Below are 21,068 nucleotides of genomic sequence, written 5' to 3' on the forward strand. Positions count from 1 at the left end.
GGAACAGCAACTGTCCTCCCGAGCGTGCGAACGGCAGATATCCAAGCTCGTCGAGCACCACCAGGTCGAGCCGCGACAGCTGCGCCGCCAGGGTCCCGCCCTTGCCGATCCGGGTCTCCTCTTCGAGGCGTGTCACCATTCTGGATCGCGAACGAAGGGCGGCATCCGGTCGAGGAAGTCGTCCAGCTCTATCTGCGCGACGATGTTGCCAGCACGACGCGCCCCGTAAAGGCTCTCAAGCGTTTCACCCGTATCGCGCTGGCACCCGGCGAGCGGAAATATGTTCGCTTTACCTTGGGGGGCAGCGATTTCGAGCTGCTCGATGCAAATCTGGCTCCCGCAGTCGAAGCCGGAACATTCACGATCCTGATCGGCGGCAGTTCGGAAACCTTGCTGGAGGGGCGTTTCATCGTTGGCGGCGATCGTGGCAGGGTATCGACATCATTACAGCCGGGGTTCCGCAGATTTTCCTGATCGAAATCATCGCTGCCGTGGCTTTGCATTCGTAATCAGAGCGCGTTCCGCCAGGTGCGCGAAGCGCGGCCGCCAATCGATGGAATGCGCCTTCTGATTTTATAATAATATATTTAATTCAACTATTTAAATATATTATCCGACCGGATCTCCCACCCTTGACGGCGGCGGTCCGATGGTGGTTCAGTCGCAGCGCTCCGGTGTCGCGCGCTCGGTCGGGCGAATTGACAAAGAGAACGTTATCATTTAGGTGAACGTTCACATTGCCAATGCCGTCAACAGAACGGTTCAACGGGAGGATATGGGATGCAGGCTTCGCACAGGCTTTGGCTCGCCAAATTGCTGGTCGGCACGTCGGCGCTGTCGCTGATGGGCGCGGCCGGGGCCGCAATGGCGCAGGAGGCGCCGGCGGACGGCGTGAGCCCCGGCGACGAGATCGTCGTGACCGGCATCCGCGCGAGCCTTGAGTCCGCCACCGCGATCAAGCGCGACGCGCAGGGCGTGGTCGATGCCATCTCGTCCGAAGACATCGGCAAATTCCCCGACACCAACCTCGCCGAATCGCTCCAGCGCATCACCGGCGTCTCGATCGACCGCTCGAACGGCGAAGGTTCGACCGTCACGGTCCGCGGCTTCGGCCCCGAATTCAACCTCGTCACGCTGAACGGCCGCCAGATGCCGACCGCGATCATCGGCGACGGCGGCAGCGCGCCCTCGTCGCGCTCGTTCGATTTCGCCAATCTCGCGTCCGAAGGCATCGCCGCGGTCGAGGTCTACAAGAGCGGACGCGCGACGATCGAATCGGGCGGCATCGGCTCGACGATCAACATCCGCACCCCGCGTCCGCTCGACAAGCCGGGTATGTACGGCAGCCTGTCGGTCAAGGGCGTCTATGACAGTTCGCGCAACGAGGGGCATCCGATCACGCCCGAAATCTCGGGCATCTTCAGCACGACCTTCGCCGACGACACGATCGGCATCCTGATCACCGGATCGTACCAGAAGCGCAAGTCGAGCGAGAACAAGGCCAATGTCGGCTGGCGCGACGGCTATCTGGGGTCCGAGGAAAATATGTGGGGCGGGCTGGCCTTTCCCGGCGACCCGCGCTTCGCCAACATCACCAACCGTCCCGGGCCCGACGACGTCTATCAGGTGCCGCAGAACGCATCCTACGACCTCAATGACGTCAACCGTGAACGCATCAACGGGCAGGCGGTCTTGCAATTCCGGCCCACCGACCAGCTGACCGCGACGCTCGATTACACCTATTCGCGCAACACGGTGCAGACCCGCAACAGCAATGTCGGCATCTGGTTCAACCATGAAGACACGACGAGCGCGTGGACCGATGGTCCGGTCGCGGGCCCGATCTTCTATTCCGAACATTTCGCCGCCCCCGCCGCGCCGCCGAGCGAGACGGCGCTGAACAGCGGCAAGGACCTGTCGTACAGCGGCGGGCTTACCGACAACCGCGCCGAAAACCGCTCGCTGGGTTTCAACCTGACCTGGAAGGGCGACGACGGGATCACGATCGACCTCGACGCGCATCATTCGACCGCGACGGTGAAGCCGGTCAATCGCTTCGGGTCGAGCATGTCGGTCGGCAACGCGATCTTCGGCATCCAGAATCAGGCGGTCAATTTCGAGAACGACCTGCCGGTGATCTCATACGCAATGTATCCGGGCGTCGATCCGCTCGACGCGGCGCTGATCCAGCCGACGGGCAATGCCTTCCGCGCCGCCTATTTCCGCGACGAGATCAATCAGGTGCAGTTGCACGGCCGCTACGATCACGAGGGCGGCTTCCTCGACAGCATCGATTTCGGCGTCTCCTATGTCGAGAACAAGGTCCGCTCGGCATTCGGCACGATCCAGAACGACACCTGGGGCGGTGCGGGCCCCGCATCCGACATCCCCGACGATATTTTCGAGCTCGAGACGCTGCCCGACAAATTCCCCGGACTCGCCCAATCCGGAATGATCCAGAGCTTCTACAAGTTCGATTTCGAGCGGATGGCCGATCTGATCGAGGGTCTCTACGGGACGTGCAGCAATCCGCAGACGGGCGCGCAGGCAATCCCCGGCACCTGTATCGCGGCCTACAACACCGACCGGCGCATCACCGAAAAGACGCTGGCGCCCTATCTGCAGGTGGCGACCAGGTTCGACCTCTTCGATAATCCCGCCCATTTCGTCGCCGGGGTCCGCTACGAGGCGACCGATATTTCCTCGGCGGCGCTGGTGCCGGTGCCGACCGGGACGCGCTGGGTCGGCGACAACGAGCTCAACATCATCTTCTCGGGCGACAGCGCCTTCACGCGCTTCAAGGGCTCCTACGAGAATTGGTTGCCCGCCTTCGACCTCGACGTATCGCCGCTGGACAATGTCAAGCTGCGCGCGTCGTACAGCCACACGATCACCCGCGCCGACTATGCCAATATGCAGGGCGGCCGCACGCTCGACACGCTGTTCCGCGTCGGCGGCGGCACGGGCGCGCAGGGCAATCCGGGGCTGGTTCCCTACAAGTCGAAGAATATCGACCTGTCGGCCGAATATTATTACGCGCCCGGCAGCTATGTGTCGGTGGGCTGGTTCCACAAGGACGTCAGCAACTTCATCTCGACCACCCGCGTCGATACCGAGGCGTTCGGGCTGAGGACGCCGGTGAACGGACCGCGCTGGAATGCGGCGGTCGCGGCGCTCGGGCAAAATGCGACGGTGGCGCAGATCCGCCAGTATATCTTCGCCAACTATCCGGACTCGGTTCACATCAGCGGCGGCGGACCCGGCACGTACGTCGGGACGATCGATACGCTTCCCGACGATCCGGCGCTCAATTTCCAGATCACGCAGCCGATCAACAGCGACCAGACCGCCTCGCTCAACGGCTGGGAGTTCGCGCTCCAGCACGCCTTCTGGGATACGGGTTTCGGCGTCCTGCTCAATTATACGATCGTCAACGGCGACGCGGTCTACGACAATAGCCAGCCGGCGTCGGTGCCGCAATTCGCGCTCACCGGGCTTTCCGACAGCGCCAATGCGGTCGCCTATTACGACAAGAACGGGCTGCAGGCGCGTGTTGCGTGGAACTGGCGCGACAAGTTCCTGCAATCGACGGGGCCAAACCCGACCTATGTCGAGGCCTATTGGCAGATCGACGCCAGCGCGAGCTACGAGTTCATGCCGGGTTTCACGGCTTTCGTCGAGGCGATCAACCTGACGGGCGAGGGACGGCGCGCGCATATGCGAAGCAAGAATAACGTGACCTTCGTATCGCCGGGCTTTGCCCGCTACGCCGCAGGCATCCGCTTTAACTTCTAGGCGCGGCGCCCCCTCCCCGCTGCTGCCGGCGAGAGAGCCGCGCCTCCGGGGTGCGGCTCTTTTGCGTGACGAGCCGCAGCGGGCGGCGTAGGAACGTTCCCAACGTCCGAAATGAGGAAAAGAGAGAGGGGATGACCAGCCACGCGATCCTCGACAGCAGGGCCCACCGCGACCTTCGCGTGCGCGTCGATGCGGGGGCCGATCTGGGCGACGGGGTTATGGCGGCGCTCACCGTTCCGGCCGAATTCCGACGCGTCCAGGGTCATTTCCCGATCCTCTTCCGCCGTGAGACGGGACAGGAGCGTTTCTTCGCGGTTGCGCTGCTCGGCTTCGAGACCGGCGAGAATCTGTTTTTGGGTGCCGCCGGCTGGGATGCGGGCTATCGTCCGCTGTCGCTCGCGATCCAGCCCTTCCTCGTCGGCCGGGCGGCGAATGGCGCGGCGTCGGCGCAGGTGCACATCGACCTCGCGCACCCGCGGATCGCTGCCGCCGGTAGGGATGCGGGCGAGCGTCTGTTCGATGCCGACGGCCTGCCGACGCCTTTCCTCGAGGACATCGCCGAAAAGCTCGGCGACCTCGACGAGGGGTATCGCGAGAGCGAGGCCTTCTTCGCCGCGCTTGCCGAGCATGAACTGCTCGAGCCGTTCACGCTCGAGGTCACGCTGGACGATGGATCGTTAAGCTCGCTCGTCGGCTTCCACATCATCGGCGAGGCGCGCCTTCGCGCCCTCGACGCCGCGGCGGCGGGCAGGCTGCACGAGGCCGGACATCTGATGCCGATCTTCATGGCGGTCGCCTCGCTCGCGCAGATCAGGCCGCTCGTCGATCGCAAGAACCGCCGGCAGCGCGATGGCTGACCGCGATACGCCGATCTACGACCGCCTGGCGCGCGTCCCCGAGCGCGACTGGCGGGGCGCGGGCGGACTCGATGCGTTGCTCGATGAGGCGCGCGAGCCTTTCGTGCTGCGCGGCTTCGTCGCCGACTGGCCGCTCGTCGCGGCGGGCAAGGTGTCGGCGCGGGAGGCGCGGCGTTATCTGCTGGACCATGCGCGCGACCGCGCCTTCATGGTGTCGATCGGCCCGCCGGGACACGACGGACGGCTCTTCTACGACGCCGACGGCGTGGCGATGAATTTCCGCAGCGGCACCGGCAAGCTCGCCGACATCTTCGCGGGGATCGACAAGGGCGAGGCACTCGGCGACATCCGCACCGTTTATCTGGGCTCGATCGACATACCGGCGCATTTCGACGGACTCGACGAAGCGAATCCGGTCGATCTCGGCGCGCGCGACCCGCTGAAGAGCATCTGGATCGGGACGCGGACGCGGATCGCCGCGCACAACGACTATCCCGACAATCTCGCCTGCTGCGCGGTCGGGCGCCGCCGCTTCACGCTGTTTCCGCCCGATCAGTTCCGCAACCTCTATCTGGGGCCGATCGACAATACGCCCGCCGGGCGCGCGGTGAGCATGGTCGATTTCGCCGCGCCCGACCTCGCCGCGTATCCGCGCTTCGTCGAGGCGATGGCGCATGCGCAGACGGCGCTTCTCGACCCCGGCGACGCGATCTTCATCCCGTCGATGTGGTGGCACCATGTCGAAGGGCTCGCGGACTTCAACATCCTCGTCAACTACTGGTGGCGGCGCGCTCCCGCCTGGCTCGGCCAGCCGCAGGAGGCGCTCAATCACGCGATCCTCGCGATCCGCGATCTGCCGGTGGAGGATCGCGCGATCTGGCGCGACCTGTTCGACCATTATGTCTTCGATGCCGGCAGCGGCGTCACCGACCATATTCCCGAGGCCGCGCGCAGCATCCTCGCCCCGCTGACCTCCGAAAGCGCGGGGCGGCTGCGCGCCTTTTTGTTGAGGACATTGAGCCGATGAACGAGCCGAAGCCGACCCGCGTGGTGATCGCTGGAGGGGGAACCGCCGGCTGGATGATGGCCGCGGCGATCGCGCGGACGATGGGCCGGACGATCGACTTGACGCTCGTCGAATCGGAGGCGATCGGCACCATCGGGGTCGGCGAATCGACGATCCCGCCGCTCGTCAATTTCAACCGCATCCTCGGCATCCCCGAACCCGACTTCATGCGCGCGGCGCAGGCGACCTTCAAGCTCGGCATCCTGTTCGACAATTGGAAATATGACGGACACAGCTATTTCCACAGCTTCGGCCTGTCGGGAAAAGATCATTGGTCGGCAGGCTTCCAGCATTTCTGGCTGCGCGCGCGGGCGAAGGGTTATCCGCATAGCTATGACGACTATTGCCTCGAACTCGTCGCCGGGTTGCAGGGCAAGTTCGCGCATCTGCCCGAAGACCGGATGAATTACGCCTATCATGTCGATGCGACGCTCTATGGCCGGTTCCTCCGTAAACTGGCCGAGGCTGATGGTGCGAAGCGGGTCGAAGGGAAGATCGGGCGGATCGAACTCGATGGCGAGACGGGGAATATCGCCGCGCTTCTGCTCGATGGCGAGCGGCGCGTCGAGGGCGACATGTTCGTCGACTGCACGGGTTTTCGCGGGCTGCTGATCGACGGAGCGCTCCACGCCGGGTTCGAGGATTGGGGGCACTGGCTGCCGAACGACAGCGCGATCGCGGTGCAGTCGGACCATTTGGGGCCGCCGATGCCCTATACGCGGGCGATCGCGCACGACGCCGGCTGGCAATGGCGCATCCCGCTCCAGCATCGGATGGGCGCGGGCATCGTCTATTCGAGCGGCTATTTGTCGCGCGACGCGGCCTATGACCGGCTGATGTCGAGCATCGGGACGCCACGGATCGAGCCCTTCGACATCAAGTTTCGCGGCGGGGTGCGGCGTAAGCAATGGTATCGCAACTGTGTCGCGGTCGGGCTGGCCGGCGGTTTCGTCGAACCGCTCGAGGCGACGACCGTCCACCTGATTCAGCGCGCGATCCTCCGTTTCATCCGCCTGATGCCCAACGGCCGCGTCAGCGAGCGCGACGCGATCGAGTTCAACGAGCAGCAGCGCCAGGACATCGAACAGATCCGCGATTTCGTCATTCTGCACTATAAGGCGACCGAGCGCCGCGACAGCCCCTTCTGGCGGCATGTCGCGGCGATGCCGATCCCCGACAGCCTGCAGCAGAAGATCGAGCTGTTCCGCGAAACCGGCCGCACGTTCCGCAAGAATGAGGAATTGTTCGCCGAAAACAGCTGGGTGCAGGTGATGATGGGGCAGGGGGTCGAGCCGCAAAGCTGGCACCCGATCGCCGGGAAGCTGTCCGACGACGAGCTCGAACGCTTCATGGCGGGGCTGCGCGACACGATCGCGCGCACCGCCGCGACGCTGCCCGAGCATCAGGCCTATGTCGCGCGCTATTGCGGTGCCAGCGAACCGCAGGCGGCGTGATCGTGCCGGGAAAGACAGGAATCGAGCGGCTTCCCGACTGGCAATGCCGGGGTGACGGCGCTAGCAGGGCGTCATGTGAAGTTGTGGGGAACGGAACGGACTGATGGGGCGGCGGCGGCAATCGGTGACGATCAAGCATGTGGCGGCCGACGCGGGGGTGTCGCTGCAGACGGTCAGCCGTGTCATCAACAACGAGCCCAACGTCCGTCCCGAAATGAAGGAACGGGTGCAGGCGTCGATCGACAAGCTCGGCTATGTCCCGTCGATCGCGGCGCAGCGGATGAGCGGGTCGCGATCCTATCTGATCCTCGCGATCAATGATCGCGAACGGACGATCGCAGACTGGAAGGCGCGGCAGGGCACCGACTGGGTCGATCAGATGCTGTTCGGCGGCATGCTGAAATGCGCCGAATATGGCTATCGGATGATCTTCGAGCTCGTCGACACGCACAGCGACCATGTCGAGCGCGAGCTGCGCGCGACGATCGCGGCGCTGCAGCCCGACGGGGTCATCCTGACTCCGCCGCACTCGGACAATCCGCTGATCGTGAACCTGCTCCATGCGCAGAAGATTCCCTTCGCGCGCATCGGCTCGCACGGCGGCGAGGCGGGGATCGCGCTGACGATGGACGACGAAGGATCGGCGGCGCGCGCCGCGCGGCATCTGATCGGGCTTGGCCACCGGCGCATCGGCTTCATATCGGGATCGGTCGAATATGACCTCAGCCATTGGCGGATCGACGGCTGGAAGGCCGCGATGGCGGCGGCGGGACTCCCGGCCGACGGCCTACTCGCCGAGGGCGATTTCAGCTATGCTTCGGGCGAAGCCGCGGCGCGGGCGTTGCTTGGCGGCGCGACCCCGCCGACCGCGATCATCGCGAGCAACGACCAGATGTCGCTCGCGACGCTCGAGATCGCGCGCGAGCTCGGGCTCGAGGTGCCGCGCGACCTGTCGCTCGTCAGCTTCGACAACACGCCGATCGTCCATTTCGCCCAGCCGCCGCTGACCGCGGTCGACCAGCCGGTGGCGGCGACGGTTGCGCGCGCGGTCGAACTGATCATCGCGGCACAGCGCGGCGAGAAATTGCCCGACGCGCCGACGGTGGTCGGCGGCGGTCTGATCGAACGCGGATCGACAGCGGCGCCCCCCGGTGGTTGAGGGCGTGGCTGGCGGCGCGCCGCCGCGTCGCCAGTCGATGCGCTTCCTTTTGCTCTATGCGCTCGCCGCGGCGGGCGGCGCGATCGCCTATGTGCCCTTCCTGACCCTGCTGCTGCCCGCGCGCGTCGCCGAGCTCGGCGGCGCGCGCGATGTCGAATGGCTCGGCTATCTGACCTTTTTCGGTGCGCTCGCCGCGAGTTTGGGCGGCATCCTGTTCGGCTGGCTCAGCGACCGGACGCGGAGCCGGCGGCCATGGGTGGCGGTGGGGCTGGCGCTCGCCTGCGCGCTGCTGCTCCTGGTGCCGCGCGCGGAGGATATGGCCGCGCTGATCCTGACCCTGATCGCGTGGCAGTTCGCGCTCAACATGATCCTCGGGCCCTTGGCGGCGTGGGCAGGCGATGTCGTGCCCGACGAACAGAAAGGGCTGCTCGGCGGCCTGCTCGCCTTCTCGCCCGCGCTCGGCGCCTGGTCGGGCGCGCTCGTCACCTTGCCGGAGCTCGGGTCGCTCGATCAGCGGCTTGCCGCGATTGCGCTGCTCGTCGCGGCGGCGATCCTGCCCCTGCTGCTGTTCGGGCGGGTGCCTCCCTTTCCGGACCTGATGCGCGCCGATGAGGCCGGCCCCTGTCCGCCGGTCCGCGCGGTCCAGCCCGCGGTGCGGATGTGGCTCGCCCGACTGCTCGTCCAGATCGCCGAGGCGGCGCTGTTCGCCTATCTCTATTTCTGGTTTCGTTCGATCGACCCGGCGATGGGGGACAGCGCGAAGGCCGGGCTGTTCAGCCTCGCGCTGACCATCGCGGTCCCCGTTGCCCTTTTCGCAGGACGCTGGGCCGACCGCCATGACCGGCCGTTCGTGCCGCTCGCCGCGGCTGCGATCGTGACGAGCGCGGGCCTCGTCGGCATGGCGATCGCGCGCGATCCGGCCTCGGCGAAGGCGGCCTATCTGGTCTTCGGCATTGCGACGACCGCTTTCCTGTCGCTCCATGCCGCGCAGACGCTGCGCGTCCTGCCGCGCGCCGAGCATCGCGGCCGCGATCTCGGCTTCTTCAACCTGACCAACACGATCCCGTCGCTGATCATGCCGTGGCTGACGATCTCTCTGGTCCCGGGCTTCGGTTTCGGCGTGCTGTTCCTGCTGCTCGCCGCGCTGGCGGGGGCGGCGGTCGTGCTGCTTGTCACGATGCCGCACACGGCCTGATTTTTTTCCGCCGAACAGGATGCTTGATTTCGCGACGGGGCTGTGCGAGAGGAAATTGATAACGTTCACATAAAATGAGGATGGGAGAGACGATGCGGAAGGCGATGGCTCTGGCGACGGCGCTGCTGCTGGCGGACACCGCCGGCGGCGCGATGGCGGACAGCCCCGCGTCCGGTCCGGCAACCGTCCATCCCGATCTCTGGCCCGCCGCGAAAAGTCCCGCCGCGATCACCGACGCCGCGACCGAAGCGCGGATCGACGCGCTGATCGCGAAGATGACGATCGAGCAAAAGGTCGGCCAGCTCGTCCAGGCCGATATCAGCACGATCACGCCCAGGGATCTCGAAACCTGGCCGCTTGGGTCGATCCTCGCGGGCGGCAACAGCGGCCCGAACGGCAACGAGCGATCGAGCGCGGAAGATTGGGCGAAGCTGGTCGGCGAATTCCGCGCCGCGTCGCTGCAGCCGCAGGCCAATGGCGTCGCGATCCCGATCATTTTCGGGGTCGATGCCGTCCATGGCCACAACAATATCCCCGGCGCGACGCTGTTCCCGCACAATATCGGCCTCGGTGCCGCGCACGACCCCGACCTTATCCGGCGTATCGGGCAAGTGACCGCGGCGGAGATCGCGGGCAGCGGCATCGAATGGACCTTCGCCCCGACGCTCGCGGTGCCGCAGGACCTGCGCTGGGGCCGCAGCTACGAAGGCTATGCATCCGATCCGAAGCTCGTCGCCGAATATGCGAAAGCGATGGTGCTCGGCTTGCAGGGCGCGCTCGCCCAGGGGCGCCCGGTCGATAGTACGCACGTCGCCGCGACCGCAAAGCATTATCTCGCCGACGGCGGGACTTTCGAGGGGAAGGACCAAGGCGACGCCCGGATCGGCGAGGCCGAACTGATCGCGAAGCATGCGCAGGGCTATCCCGCCGCGATCGACGCCGGGGCGCTGACCGTGATGGCCAGCTTCTCGAGCTGGAACGGCGTCAAGAACCACGGCAACAAGGGCCTGCTGACCGGCGCGCTCAAGGGCAAGATGGGCTTCGAGGGCTTCGTCGTCGGCGACTGGAACGGGCATGGGCAGGTCGCGGGGTGCAGCATCACCGATTGCGCCCGCTCGATCAACGCCGGGCTCGACATGTTCATGGCCCCCGACAGCTGGAAGGGTCTGTACGAGACCACGGTCAGACAGGCGAAGGACGGAACGATCCCGGCGGCGCGGCTGGACGATGCGGTGCGCCGCATCCTCCGCGTCAAATACAAGCTCGGCCTGTTCGACATCGAGCATGTCGACCGCGGCGACGTCGCAGCCGTCGGAGCGCCCGGGCATCTGGCGATCGCACGCGAGGCGGTCGCGAAGTCGCTCGTGCTCCTCAAGAACAATGGCAGCGTACTGCCGATCAAGCCCGGCGCGCGCGTCCTGATCACCGGACCCGGCGCGAACAGCATGGCGATGCAATCGGGCGGCTGGACGATCAGCTGGCAGGGCACCGACGTGACGCACGCAGACTTCCCGAACGGCCAGACGATCTGGGAGGCGATGGACCGGGCGGTGCGCGACGCGGGCGGTATCGCGACGCTGTCCGACGATGGCGTCTACAAGGAAAAGCCCGACGTCGCGGTCGTCGTGTTCGGCGAACATCCCTATGCCGAGTTTCAGGGCGACGTCCCGACGCTCGACTATCAGCCCGCCGAGGCGAAGGATCTCGGCGTCCTGAAGAAGCTGAAGGCGGCAGGCATCCCGGTCGTCGCGGTGTTCCTGTCGGGGCGGCCGATGTTCACCAATCCCGAGATCAACGCCGCCGACGCCTTCGTTGCCGCATGGCTTCCGGGGTCGCAGGGCGATGGTGTCGCCGACGTGCTCGTCGCGGGCAAGGATGGCAAGACCGCGCGCGGCTTCACCGGCAAGCTGCCCTTCGCCTGGCCTGCCGACGCGCGCTCGCCGGTCGAAAAGCCGCAGTTCGAGGTGGGCTATGGCCTTGCCTATGGTGACAGGACCAAAGTGCCCTTGCTCTCCGAAAAGCCCGGCATCGACGTTGCGGGCATGCTGAATGTCGAGAATTTCTTTTCGGGCGGTCGCGCGCGGGCGCCGTGGACGCTGTCGGTCGTCGATGCCGGCGGGTCGCGGCAGGTCGAATCGGGACCGCTCGACAGCAGCTATGGCCTGCTCAGGACGCGCTCGGTCGATGTCGCGGCGCAGGAGGATGGGAAGAGCTTCGTGTGGAGCGGCCCCGCCTCGTTTCGCCTGTCGGGGCCCAATGCCGACATGACGCGCCAGCTGGGTAACAGCTTCGCGCTCAGGATCGACTGGCGGATCGACGCAGCGGGTCCGGCGACGCTGGCGTTCGGGAGCGCGCGCGCCGACCTGAGCGCGCTCGTGGGGGCCGCACCTGCGGGCAAGGTATCGACGATCAGGATCCCGCTGCGCTGCTTCGCCGACGCGGGCGCCGATCTGACCCGCGTCGATGCGCCCGTAACGATCAGTGGCGACAAGGGGCTGGCGGTGACGCTGGTGAATACGAATGTCGAGGCCGTCGGCGAAAATCTGGCTTGTCCGCCCGCGGCAAAATGACCAGACCCGCAAAGGGCCAGCATAGAACAGGATAAAGGGGAGAGACGCGATGGCTTTGGCGCCGGATATTGGGCCTGGCGGCGACCCGGCCGCGGCAACCGGCGGCGGGACGCATGTCGACGCGCCCGAACTGCGCCTGTTCGTGATGGGGCTGTTCTTCATCTTCGGCGGCATCACCTCGCTGAACGACGTGATCATTCCGAAACTGAAAGAGCTGTTCACGCTGAACTATACGCAGGCGATGCTGGTGCAATTCTGCTTCTTCACCGCCTATTTGCTGATCGGCATTCCGGGGGCGAAGCTGGTCAAGAAGATCGGCTATATGCGCGGCGCGGTGGCGGGGCTGCTGACGATGATGGTCGGCTGCCTGCTGTTCATCCCCGCCTCGCGGACCGCCACCTATGGCCTGTTCCTCTTCGCGTTGTTCGTGCTCGCGAGCGGGGTGGTGATCGTCCAGGTCGTCGCCAATCCGCTGATCTCGCTGCTCGGCAAGCCCGAGACCGCGCACAGCCGGTTGACCTTTGCACAGGCGTTCAACTCGCTCGGCACGACGATCTTTCCGATCGCTGGGTCGGCGCTCATCCTCGGCGGCCTGGCCAAGGTCAGCGCCGACCAGCTTTCGGGCGCCGAGCTCGACGCCTATCGCACCGCCGAGAGCCAGGCGATCGTCCACGGCTATCTCGGCATCGCCGCGGCGCTCGCCGTCGTGGCCGCCGCGGTGTGGCTGTTCCGGGGGCGACTTAAGGGCGAGAAGCACGAAGCCAGCGCCGGGCTGGCCGGTTTCGACCTGCTGAAGCGGCCGCGCTTCGGCTTCGGCGCGCTCTGCATTTTCCTCTATGTCGGTGCCGAGGTGTCGATTGGTTCGCTCATCGTCAGTTACCTCAAGCAGGCGCATGTCATGGGGCTGGAGGAACAGGCCGCGGGCAAGCTGATCGGCCTCTATTGGGGCGGCGCGATGCTCGGCCGTTTCATCGGGTCGGCGGTGATGCGCGTCGTCAGTCCGGGCAAGCTGCTCGCCGGCGTTGCGCTTGGCGCGATCCTGCTGATCCTCGTTTCGGTCAACACGACCGGCGCGTTGTCGGGCTATAGCCTGCTCGCGATCGGGTTGATGAACGCGATCATGTTCCCGACGATTTTCAGCCTCGCGTCGGAAAAGCTCGGACCGCGCGCTGCCGACGGATCGGGGATCATCAACGTCGCCATCTTCGGCGGCGCGGTCGTCCCGCTCGCGACCGGCGCGCTGGCCGACCTGACCGGCCACCTCGGGCTTGCGTTGCTGCTTCCCGCCGCCTGCTACGCGATCATTGCGGCCTTCGGCGTCTACGCCCGGCGGCCCGCGCCCGATCCCGCCTGAGGCGAAACGCGCCCGGCGCGCCTTGCATCGCTTGCCTTGAAGGCGCATCCCTGCGCGGAGCGCCGGACGGTGCGCAAAGCAAGGGAGCAAGGTCATGGCACAGGGGGTCGCGCGGATCGGGCAGGACCGCTATCGGACCGAGATTGAGGTTGGCGGCCGCGCGATCGTCGCGGACGAACCGCCCGCGCTCGGCGGGCAGGGGGCGGGCTTCGCGCCCTATGACCTGCTGCTCGCGAGCCTTGGCGCCTGCACCGCGATCACGCTCCGCATGTATGCCGATCGCAAGGGCTGGCCGATGGAATCGCTCGAGGTCGGGCTGCGCCTGCACGGCGTCGAGGAGCGTCGCATCGCGCGGACGCTGACCATCGCCGGGCTCGACGAGGACCAGAAAGCACGGCTCGCCGACATCGCCGAGCGCACCCCGGTGACGCTGACGTTGAAGAACGGCCTGCCGATCGACACGCGATTGGGGTGAAGCGCGACGCGCGTCCATAGGCCGCTACCGAAACGGCCAGTGTGCCGGTCAACCCTGGATGTCCGGCCGTTTCCTCATGGTGCCGCTGGCAAAGAAGGAAAGCGGCGGCAACGACGGGTTAGCGTGCTGTAACGGAAATCGAAATTACGTCGCTATATGTGCCCGCGCGCCGGTTGCTCACGTCTCCAATCATGAATTGTATCGGCAACGAATCCCGATGGTATCCGGCGCCATTTGGCCCGGACAATTGGCTCGGGCTGACAAGGTTGACCGTTCTTTCTCCAATGGAAACCGAATAAGGAACCACCCATTCCGTGGATCCAAGGCGCAATTTGCCCGAATTTGCCGAGGTGACCTGAAGATCGTAGGAACCCGTGCTACTCACGCGCAATTGGAGCGGCACCGGAGCGGCGCCGGTACGCAGTTCGCCCAGATCGACGAGGGCCTGCCCCTTGTTCATCGAATAGGCGCCTGCAAGTCCAATGCGCGCCGATGGCAGGACTTCGAGCCCCAGCACGATGCGCGTGCCACCCAGGGACCGGAAGCTGCGATCCTGCGCTTCGATCATGACGTCCTGCGTGAACGTGCCTGCTTCGCGTACATCATCGGGGTCCGCGACCAATTTGTAGAGCAATGTCTTTGATTCATTCGGAGCGAGCACAAGCTCGCGAAGCGACGGCGTGCGCAACGAGCGCCCGGCACGCGGTGTGATGTCTTGCGCGTCGGTTAGATTGACAAGCGCATAGTCGATTGGCTTGCCCGTGCCCTTCGACAGCCCGAAGGGCGGCTGGGACAGCTCGAAAAGGGGCACGAAGCGGCATTCGGAGCCGCCATCGTTGATAAACGTGACGTTGAACGTCGCCTGCGGAATTTCTGTGCCGAAGGGATCGTATCCCCGGATCATCCATGCCGCGGGCACGGCGCTCATGCGTACGAGGCAATCGGTACGAATCGCCTGAGGTGCCGCGGTCTGGCCAAATGCGGGGGCCGCGGTCATCGCCGCGACAAGAAACAGGGCTTTGCGAAGCATCATGGCCTCCTAATTCTTCGAACCGGGGAGTACGGTCCCCAGTTTCACAAGACCGTCGGTGTCGGTCGGGACGGAAAATTCGAACGACTTGTCGATCGTCCCGTTCGGCCCATAGGTTTCCACCAGATAGCGGCGTCCCGGTATCAGGCTGGGCACGGCGAAGCGCCCGACCGAATTGGTAAAGAAGGGAATGGGCTTGGGCGCGTCGCCCGCGCGAATGTCGAGCAGGGTGACGCGACCGCCGATCAGCGAAACCGGCTTTCCGCCGGGCAGTTCGAGCGTTCCCATGGCGGTGGCGAATGCATCGGTGCCGATCCGCGCGACATAGCCGCTCTTGTAGGGCGGCTTCACGCGGATGACGCCGGTCCCGATGTCGTAGCCCGGCGGTGCATTTTCTACATCATATTGGACCGATTGCGCGACATAGGAGCCGAGGAAATTATCGACTGCGGCGCCCAGTGCGCCGCTGCGGGCGATATAGTCGTCCTTCGCCAGCGATTGCCCGACTACCACGCTGCGTTTGCCGAGATTGTCATAGGGCTTGAGCAGCATGAAGCTGTCGTTGATGCGGCGACCGATCCCGACCACCCCGTCGGCGTAAGCGATGGTGGTGCCGAGCCGAACCGTGGTTGCGTTGACGTCGGCAAAGCGCGAGAAATTTGGTCCGAACGTCGCATGGCTGAACGATGCATCGAAGCGATTGGCCGAATAGGTCGCATAGCCCTGCCCGCGGACCTGCCCATCCTCATAAGCGGCAACGCCGCCGAAGCCGACGCTATCCAGCAGATTCTGACTGCTTTGATTGTACGACAGTTCCGTCAGGTGATCGCGGCTTTCGAAACGCGCTTCCGCCCGCCTGCGATAATCGGGCTGGAAGACAATGCCGATGTTAAAGCTGACACCTCTGCCCGTGGAAAAGTTGGCAGGAAAACGCGCATAGTCGATTCCGCCGCGCAGCGTCCATTTGCGATCGAACCGATAATAGGCGGTCGAACCCACGCGATATGTTCTTCCGTTACCGTTGCGACCCTGAATGTAGGACGCATTGGTCGACACCATAAATTTTTCGCTGAACATCCGCGTATATTGTGCCGAGAGCGTCAAGGCCGACGAATTGATCGCGTCAATGTTGCTCAAGGTAGAGAAACGCGGAGAATAGTAATCTGCACGGACCGTCAGTGTATCGGAGTTATTTCCGCGATCGAAAAAATGTTCATAGCTGACGCCGCCCGCAAAACCGCCACCTACGGATTTCGCGTGACTGGCGCCGGCATCGAGAAGCAAGCGCCCGCCGTTGGGAAGTACGAACTGGGTTTGGCCGGTTAGGGTCTGAACGTCTTTGCTCGCCTGAAAGCCTATGCCAACGGCGGGAGCATTGAAGAAGGCCTTGCGGAAAAAGCCGCTGAAAGCAACCGTGCCGCGATAATCGGGCGCGCCACCGAAGGTCCGGCTAATAGGACCAAGATACGCCGCATATTCGAAGTCGCCCGGGTCGAGGTCGATCGGATCGAGATATTGCTGATACGAGAGATTTTGTACCGCGCCGCTATTGTCGGTGACCTGGATCTGAATGTCGTTGCTTCCCGCAATCAGCGGTAGCGAACTGAAATCATAGCGGCCCGGCTGCAGGCGCAATTCGCGATACAAGGTTCCATTGCGCAGGAAGCGCACGGTGGAGTCGCGTTGCAGAATGAGCTGACGGTCGGCTTGCAGGACCGCCGAGCGGAACGCGTTGAAACGGCGGCGCTGCCGCAGAACGCCGATGCCGCCCATCTGAACATAGGATTGAAAGCCGCGCGTTTCGGTATCGAGATCGCCCGCGAACCAGCGGCGGTAATCCTCAGGCTCGTCATAGACAAGCCGTGCATAGTTGCGAGTGAATTTATACTGGCTATTGGCTAATCCAAAACGCTGACCTACCTGCGCATCGCCCTCGAAGACAAAGCGGCCGAACCTTATGGCACCGTCGAAATTGACCGTCGGCGGAGCATGATCGCTGGATTCCCAAACATAGGTTTCCAAGACGCCGAGGTTCAGGAACGCCGAGAAACTTGCCGGCTGCAAAGAAATATCATTGAGATCGTCGCGCGGCGGGGCGAAAAGATTCTCAATCGCGCGCTGTTCGGCGTCTACTTCCACCACCACGACCGCGAGCGTGCTCGGATCATAAGTCAGTTGTACTCCGGTCCGATCGAGATCATCGGGTCCGAAATTCTCCAATCCTTGTAAGCGTCCCGCGAGTGAGGCTTGGGCTTCGTCGTTCAATACCGGTTTCATCAGCTTCATGAAAACGGCTGCATCGAGCAGGAAACGATCGTCGGCGGTCAGCCGCATCGGAATGTCGCCCAACGATTTGTTCTGAAATGTCAGCGGCGCCGTCATGTCGATGTCGCGGTCATACGGATTGATGTCGGGCCGGCCGTGCGCGCCGATCGGTATCTGCGGCACCGGTGCGGGAGAAGGCGTCGGCGTTGAACCAAACGGCGGAATGGGCATGCCGGGAAGCGGAACGGGCGTTTGCGCTTCTGCCGCGGGCGGCTTTTGTGGCAGCGGAATCGAGACTTGGGCGGCCGCGTTGGCCGTCCAGACCGCAGACAGCGCTGCGGAACAAAGGAGCCCCGAGGTTTTCACTGAATAAAAGTCAGCTTGACGGGTTCCGGTCCGAAGCCCGGAACCGGAAGGCGGAAGGTCCGTTCGCCGAGCGGCGGAACATAGCCGGTGCCGATGGCCTTGATCAACTCGTCCGGCGACACATCGACGCGCAAATATTTGCCGTCGCGATCCTTGCCTTCGAGCCGCCAGCCGAAATTCGACATCATCGCATGACGACGGCCTTCGTTGCGCAATGTGACCTCTACGCCGTCCTGCATCGATAGCGATTCAGCCGCTCCGGGCAGAGCCGGAGGCTGATAATTCACCTGACGCACCGAAGCTGGGCTGACATCGGGTTTCGAATCGGGCGGCGCGACGACTAGCAGCGCGCGCATGTTGTAGAGCACCTGCACCTGCGCACCCAAACCATCCTTTGCGACCGGGTCGAGCGGCACCGGCAATTGTTCGACCGCGACATAAAAGGCTTGCGATGTTGCGATTTCGGCGTCGCCTACCCATTGAAGGCGGATTACTTGACGCCCCCCCGGCGGCAAAGCGCCCTGCGGCGGAAAAACCAGAAACTTATCGTCGGCCGGCGTTTCCGTCATATTGCCGTCCTTGCCGAACTGAATCTGCAAGATGCGGACCTGGAACGGCAGATTGCCTTTGTTGAGATTTTGGACTTCGATCCGCGCCGAAGCGTTGGTGCCGCGCGATTCGATTTCGAGCACCATGGGCGAGACGCGCATGGCCGATGCCACAGGCACGAGCATGAAAATGGCCGCTGCGATCGCGAGCATAGCTCGCCACTGGCGCGTGAGCGCAGATATTATAGCCATGAGTCCCATCCCCCCTGCGAAACGCGGGTAATCACATTTAATTATAAAGAAAGGGGAAAGATCGCTCTTCCCCCTTTCTCTAATTCTACCGCATGCGACTTAGAGCGCGGCGGTGAGCGTCAGCGTGGTGGTGCCTTCATATTCGCCTGCGACCAGCGCCTTGTCAGCGGCCGGAGCATAGAAGGTGAGAACCATGCCCGAACGCCAGGCGCCCTGGGCCTTCGTGCCGCTGACGGCATTGGTTGCAACCGACAGCGTCCGGAGATGGCCCGGGGCGCTGCCTTCGCCGACATCAACGCCGGTCCACGCAGCATCGACACGGTACGGAATGTTCGCCTGGAACTGGCTGTTGTCGTAGTCGAGACCGGTCGCCGTGTTCACCATGCCGGCGATATTGTCCTTGGTGATCTTGACGTCGTTCTTGAAGTTGCAACCGGCGGTCGCCGAGGTGACGACGGCGGTAGCATCTGCGACCATGTCGAACGCGTCGTTGACGTTGACGTTGTTGCCGGTGCGAACACCGATCGTGCCGAAGTCGAGATTCTGCGCATTGCCGCCATTGCCGGCATAGAAGGAGCAGTCCTTGTTCACCGTACCCGACAGGTGGAAGGCAACGCTGACGTTGCCAGCGGCGCCGCCGACGTCGCCGGTGGCAATGGTGTCGGCAGTGTAGCGCGTGCCGACGCCCGCAAGCACGCCGATATTTGCCGGAACCGTCGTGAACAGGCCAGGCGTCGGGTTGGTCGCGGTGCCGACGACCAGAGCGCCAGCATAGTGGTTTTCATGCGTCTGTGCGGCCGCCGGCGAAGCGGCGCCGGCAAGCGCGATGGCGGCAACGGCGCCAGTGAGAATCTTCTTCATAAACCTTCTTCCCTATGTTTCGGGCCGCGCCCCTCTTGCGAGAAGGCGGCCATTCGTTTGCACCGGCTGGTCGGAGAACCGGCGGGGTCGGTGCCACCCCGGCGGCCTGTACACCGCTCGCGGATATCGTCCCCGCGAGCGAATTCTTCACATCGGCGCGACCGTGATCGTGATCGTCTCCGAATAATCGCCCGCCAGCAGCATCCCGGCTTCGCCGGTCGGCTGCCCCAGCTCGATCGCCAGCATCATGCCGTCGGTCGCGATGCCGCCGTTGCTGGAAATCACGCCGCCGGCCTGAAGCTGGCGGCTGTTGAAAGTCTTGCTGATCGTCTGCGACGCGGGGAAACGCACCGGCATCTGTACCGACAGATCATAGGGCAACCTGCCGCCATAGGGGCCCTGGCCGTTCGGCATGGCGGTGTGCGTGAGGGCGCCCGTCGCACCCTTGATCGTCATCGTGAAGGGGCGGTTGCAATCGAACGCCACCTGCGTTTGGAAAGCCAGACCCCGGCGTTCGAGATTGCCGAAGTCAACGTCGGGAATCTGTCCCATCGCGCAATGTTCGCGGATCGACCCGTTGACCGAGATGTCGATGGATTGCGCATCGGCCTTTGCGGCCTCGGCCGCGGAAGCGGAGGCCGTAATGCCGGTCGCCATGAGCGCAAGAAGCATCAGGCGCATATCACCCCCCCCCAAAAAAAACTGAACGGCTTACGAGCTGCGAGCGCAGCCTTGGGCACTTCCATGCCGCGAGAGAGCCGCGACCCGACTCACTCCCCCTTCCGTTAAGAGAAATTTAATACGGCTGTTAAATCAGAAAGGAACCCTTAAAATGACCCGGGAGACAGAATCTGGCGGACCCAAAGCGCCAGAAAGACAGGATTTGTCGCGGATTCCTTCAGGGCTTGAGGGTTAATTGCGACGGCGGATTTCCTGTTCGGAGTTGCGGATCGTCCAGATATGAAACAGTCTATAAACAAAACTTAAGCTGAGCATCAGGCGGGGCTTTATTTGTTGTGAAGGATCGACGGCTTCGCCACGGCACAGGGCTTCACAGCGCAAGACGGTCATGAGGATGGACCTGTCCAACTCGCGCCCTGCGGTGAAGAAGAGGGGGCGGATGCTCCCCGGATACAGGAAAGATCGCTCAAATAGGTGGAGCATCCCTGGTCTTTAGCCACGGCGCCCGCCGCGACAATCACCCCTGACCGACGAACCGGGCGAGAACCCGAATAGGGTTTTTCCGCCGTTAACCACGGCTGCGCACCATGGTTTCATCTCTTGCTGCCAGAACATGCCAATCGACAAGCATGTAGGCGTAACGACGATGAAAGCGAAAATTGCCGCCCTCACCGCCGCCTGTGGTCTCGCGCTGACCGCCGGTGGAGCGAAGGCCGAATCGATCGGCTATAATCTGCAAGCGTTCGTGCCAGTGGCCTGCTCGCTTCGTTTCGAAGCCGCGCCAAGCGTTTCTGCCGACGGCACGGCGCGTCTGGGGATGCTGCGCGAATATTGCAACGCGCCGAACGGCTACCAAATCCTTCTCAATTACAGCGCAGGCAGCTTGCGCGGCGCGGTCGTCAGCGTGGGCGCCGAAAGCATCATACTCGACGGGTCGGGGCAAGCGATTGTTCCGGGCGCCCTGGGCCCCAAAATCCAGACGCGCGACCTGGCGATCACGCCCGGCGCCGGCGGATTCGACGCATCGAGCTTCAATCTGGCGGTCCAGGTCAGCTGAGCGATCCATACCGCGCCCTTTCGCGCGGCGAAGAGATGTTCGGGCGGGAGAGGGGCTCTCCCGCCCTTTTTCGTCTCCGGTGC

16 protein-coding genes and 1 pseudogene are annotated in these 21,068 nt (G+C 64.2%); 11 read left to right on the forward strand and 6 right to left on the reverse strand.

Features of this window, described 5'->3' with window-relative positions; genetic code table 11:
- Positions 1 to 139 (reverse strand): annotated as a pseudogene (locus tag ACE3SL_RS00145) (ATP-binding protein); the annotation flags it as partial.
- Between ACE3SL_RS00145 and ACE3SL_RS00150 the strand changes: the two are divergent.
- From ACE3SL_RS00150 to ACE3SL_RS00195, 10 genes are all read left to right on the forward strand, one after another.
- Positions 130 to 474, forward strand: a complete 345-nt coding sequence (locus tag ACE3SL_RS00150) for a fibronectin type III-like domain-contianing protein (protein WP_374523735.1) — start codon at positions 130 to 132, stop codon at positions 472 to 474. The pseudogene ACE3SL_RS00145 and the gene ACE3SL_RS00150 overlap by 10 nt on opposite strands.
- Positions 475 to 780: 306 nt before the next feature.
- Entirely contained in the window at positions 781 to 3,795 is a 3,015-nt protein-coding gene (locus ACE3SL_RS00155; protein ID WP_374523736.1) for a TonB-dependent receptor, read from the forward strand.
- A 131-nt stretch (positions 3,796 to 3,926) separates the two neighbouring features.
- Positions 3,927 to 4,652 carry a SapC family protein gene (locus tag ACE3SL_RS00160; protein WP_374523737.1) on the forward strand — a complete coding sequence of 242 codons (726 nt, stop codon included), beginning with the start codon at positions 3,927 to 3,929 and terminating at the stop codon, positions 4,650 to 4,652.
- A complete protein-coding gene (locus tag ACE3SL_RS00165; protein ID WP_374523738.1) occupies positions 4,645 to 5,679 on the forward strand; it encodes a cupin-like domain-containing protein in 1,035 nt (344 codons plus the stop codon). Before ACE3SL_RS00160 ends, ACE3SL_RS00165 begins: the two co-directional genes overlap by 8 nt.
- Complete coding sequence (locus tag ACE3SL_RS00170) at positions 5,676 to 7,172, forward strand: tryptophan halogenase family protein (protein ID WP_374523739.1); 1,497 nt, start codon at positions 5,676 to 5,678, stop codon at positions 7,170 to 7,172. The genes ACE3SL_RS00165 and ACE3SL_RS00170 overlap by 4 nt, the downstream gene beginning before the upstream one ends.
- A gap of 103 nt (positions 7,173 to 7,275) precedes the next feature.
- Complete coding sequence (locus tag ACE3SL_RS00175; protein WP_374523740.1) at positions 7,276 to 8,331, forward strand: LacI family DNA-binding transcriptional regulator; 1,056 nt, start codon at positions 7,276 to 7,278, stop codon at positions 8,329 to 8,331.
- The gene (locus tag ACE3SL_RS00180; protein ID WP_374523741.1) at positions 8,324 to 9,526 is read left to right on the forward strand and encodes an MFS transporter; all 1,203 of its coding nucleotides are present in this window, start codon (positions 8,324 to 8,326) and stop codon (positions 9,524 to 9,526) included. The genes ACE3SL_RS00175 and ACE3SL_RS00180 overlap by 8 nt, the downstream gene beginning before the upstream one ends.
- Before the next feature lie 92 nt (positions 9,527 to 9,618).
- Positions 9,619 to 12,096 carry a glycoside hydrolase family 3 N-terminal domain-containing protein gene (locus ACE3SL_RS00185; protein WP_374523742.1) on the forward strand — a complete coding sequence of 826 codons (2,478 nt, stop codon included), beginning with the start codon at positions 9,619 to 9,621 and terminating at the stop codon, positions 12,094 to 12,096.
- Between the two features lie 49 nt (positions 12,097 to 12,145).
- A complete protein-coding gene (locus ACE3SL_RS00190; RefSeq protein WP_374523743.1) occupies positions 12,146 to 13,450 on the forward strand; it encodes a sugar MFS transporter in 1,305 nt (434 codons plus the stop codon).
- Between the two features lie 94 nt (positions 13,451 to 13,544).
- Positions 13,545 to 13,925, forward strand: coding sequence for an OsmC family protein (locus ACE3SL_RS00195; RefSeq protein ID WP_374523744.1), 381 nt, complete (start codon positions 13,545 to 13,547; stop codon positions 13,923 to 13,925).
- A gap of 118 nt (positions 13,926 to 14,043) precedes the next feature.
- On the opposite strand, the gene ACE3SL_RS00200 is transcribed toward ACE3SL_RS00195, so the two are convergent.
- From ACE3SL_RS00200 to ACE3SL_RS00220, 5 genes are all read right to left on the reverse strand, one after another.
- Complete coding sequence (locus ACE3SL_RS00200; protein WP_374523745.1) at positions 14,044 to 14,958, reverse strand: hypothetical protein; 915 nt, start codon at positions 14,956 to 14,958, stop codon at positions 14,044 to 14,046.
- 6 nt (positions 14,959 to 14,964) lie between these two features.
- Complete coding sequence (locus ACE3SL_RS00205) at positions 14,965 to 17,586, reverse strand: hypothetical protein (protein ID WP_374523746.1); 2,622 nt, start codon at positions 17,584 to 17,586, stop codon at positions 14,965 to 14,967.
- Positions 17,583 to 18,347: a molecular chaperone gene (locus ACE3SL_RS00210; protein ID WP_374523747.1), complete on the reverse strand. Its 765-nt coding sequence runs from the start codon at positions 18,345 to 18,347 to the stop codon at positions 17,583 to 17,585. Before ACE3SL_RS00210 ends, ACE3SL_RS00205 begins: the two co-directional genes overlap by 4 nt.
- Before the next feature lie 138 nt (positions 18,348 to 18,485).
- Complete coding sequence (locus ACE3SL_RS00215) at positions 18,486 to 19,247, reverse strand: hypothetical protein (RefSeq protein WP_374523748.1); 762 nt, start codon at positions 19,245 to 19,247, stop codon at positions 18,486 to 18,488.
- A 147-nt stretch (positions 19,248 to 19,394) separates the two neighbouring features.
- Positions 19,395 to 19,928, reverse strand: a complete 534-nt coding sequence (locus ACE3SL_RS00220) for a hypothetical protein (RefSeq protein ID WP_374523749.1) — start codon at positions 19,926 to 19,928, stop codon at positions 19,395 to 19,397.
- A gap of 613 nt (positions 19,929 to 20,541) precedes the next feature.
- Here ACE3SL_RS00220 and ACE3SL_RS00225 point away from each other — a divergent pair.
- Entirely contained in the window at positions 20,542 to 20,985 is a 444-nt protein-coding gene (locus ACE3SL_RS00225; RefSeq protein WP_374523750.1) for a hypothetical protein, read from the forward strand.
- Positions 20,986 to 21,068 lie beyond the last annotated feature (83 nt).

Origin of the sequence: Sphingopyxis sp., assembly GCF_041916015.1 — a bacterium.
In the GTDB taxonomy this organism is placed as follows: Bacteria; Pseudomonadota; Alphaproteobacteria; order Sphingomonadales; family Sphingomonadaceae; genus Sphingopyxis.

Excerpts from the sequence above, each read along its gene's own strand:
- ACE3SL_RS00225 (WP_374523750.1), top strand. The coding sequence starts at position 20,542 with ATGCCAATCGACAAGCATGTAGGCGTAACGACGATGAAAGCGAAAATT.
- ACE3SL_RS00155 (WP_374523736.1), top strand. The coding sequence starts at position 781 with ATGCAGGCTTCGCACAGGCTTTGGCTCGCCAAATTGCTGGTCGGCACG.
- ACE3SL_RS00175 (WP_374523740.1), top strand. The coding sequence starts at position 7,276 with ATGGGGCGGCGGCGGCAATCGGTGACGATCAAGCATGTGGCGGCCGAC.
- ACE3SL_RS00190 (WP_374523743.1), top strand. The coding sequence starts at position 12,146 with ATGGCTTTGGCGCCGGATATTGGGCCTGGCGGCGACCCGGCCGCGGCA.
- ACE3SL_RS00200 (WP_374523745.1), bottom strand. The coding sequence starts at position 14,958 with ATGATGCTTCGCAAAGCCCTGTTTCTTGTCGCGGCGATGACCGCGGCC.
- ACE3SL_RS00210 (WP_374523747.1), bottom strand. The coding sequence starts at position 18,347 with ATGCTCGCGATCGCAGCGGCCATTTTCATGCTCGTGCCTGTGGCATCG.
- ACE3SL_RS00215 (WP_374523748.1), bottom strand. The coding sequence starts at position 19,247 with ATGAAGAAGATTCTCACTGGCGCCGTTGCCGCCATCGCGCTTGCCGGC.
- ACE3SL_RS00165 (WP_374523738.1), top strand. The coding sequence starts at position 4,645 with ATGGCTGACCGCGATACGCCGATCTACGACCGCCTGGCGCGCGTCCCC.
- ACE3SL_RS00195 (WP_374523744.1), top strand. The coding sequence starts at position 13,545 with ATGGCACAGGGGGTCGCGCGGATCGGGCAGGACCGCTATCGGACCGAG.
- ACE3SL_RS00185 (WP_374523742.1), top strand. The coding sequence starts at position 9,619 with ATGCGGAAGGCGATGGCTCTGGCGACGGCGCTGCTGCTGGCGGACACC.
- ACE3SL_RS00220 (WP_374523749.1), bottom strand. The coding sequence starts at position 19,928 with ATGCGCCTGATGCTTCTTGCGCTCATGGCGACCGGCATTACGGCCTCC.
- ACE3SL_RS00170 (WP_374523739.1), top strand. The coding sequence starts at position 5,676 with ATGAACGAGCCGAAGCCGACCCGCGTGGTGATCGCTGGAGGGGGAACC.
- ACE3SL_RS00160 (WP_374523737.1), top strand. The coding sequence starts at position 3,927 with ATGACCAGCCACGCGATCCTCGACAGCAGGGCCCACCGCGACCTTCGC.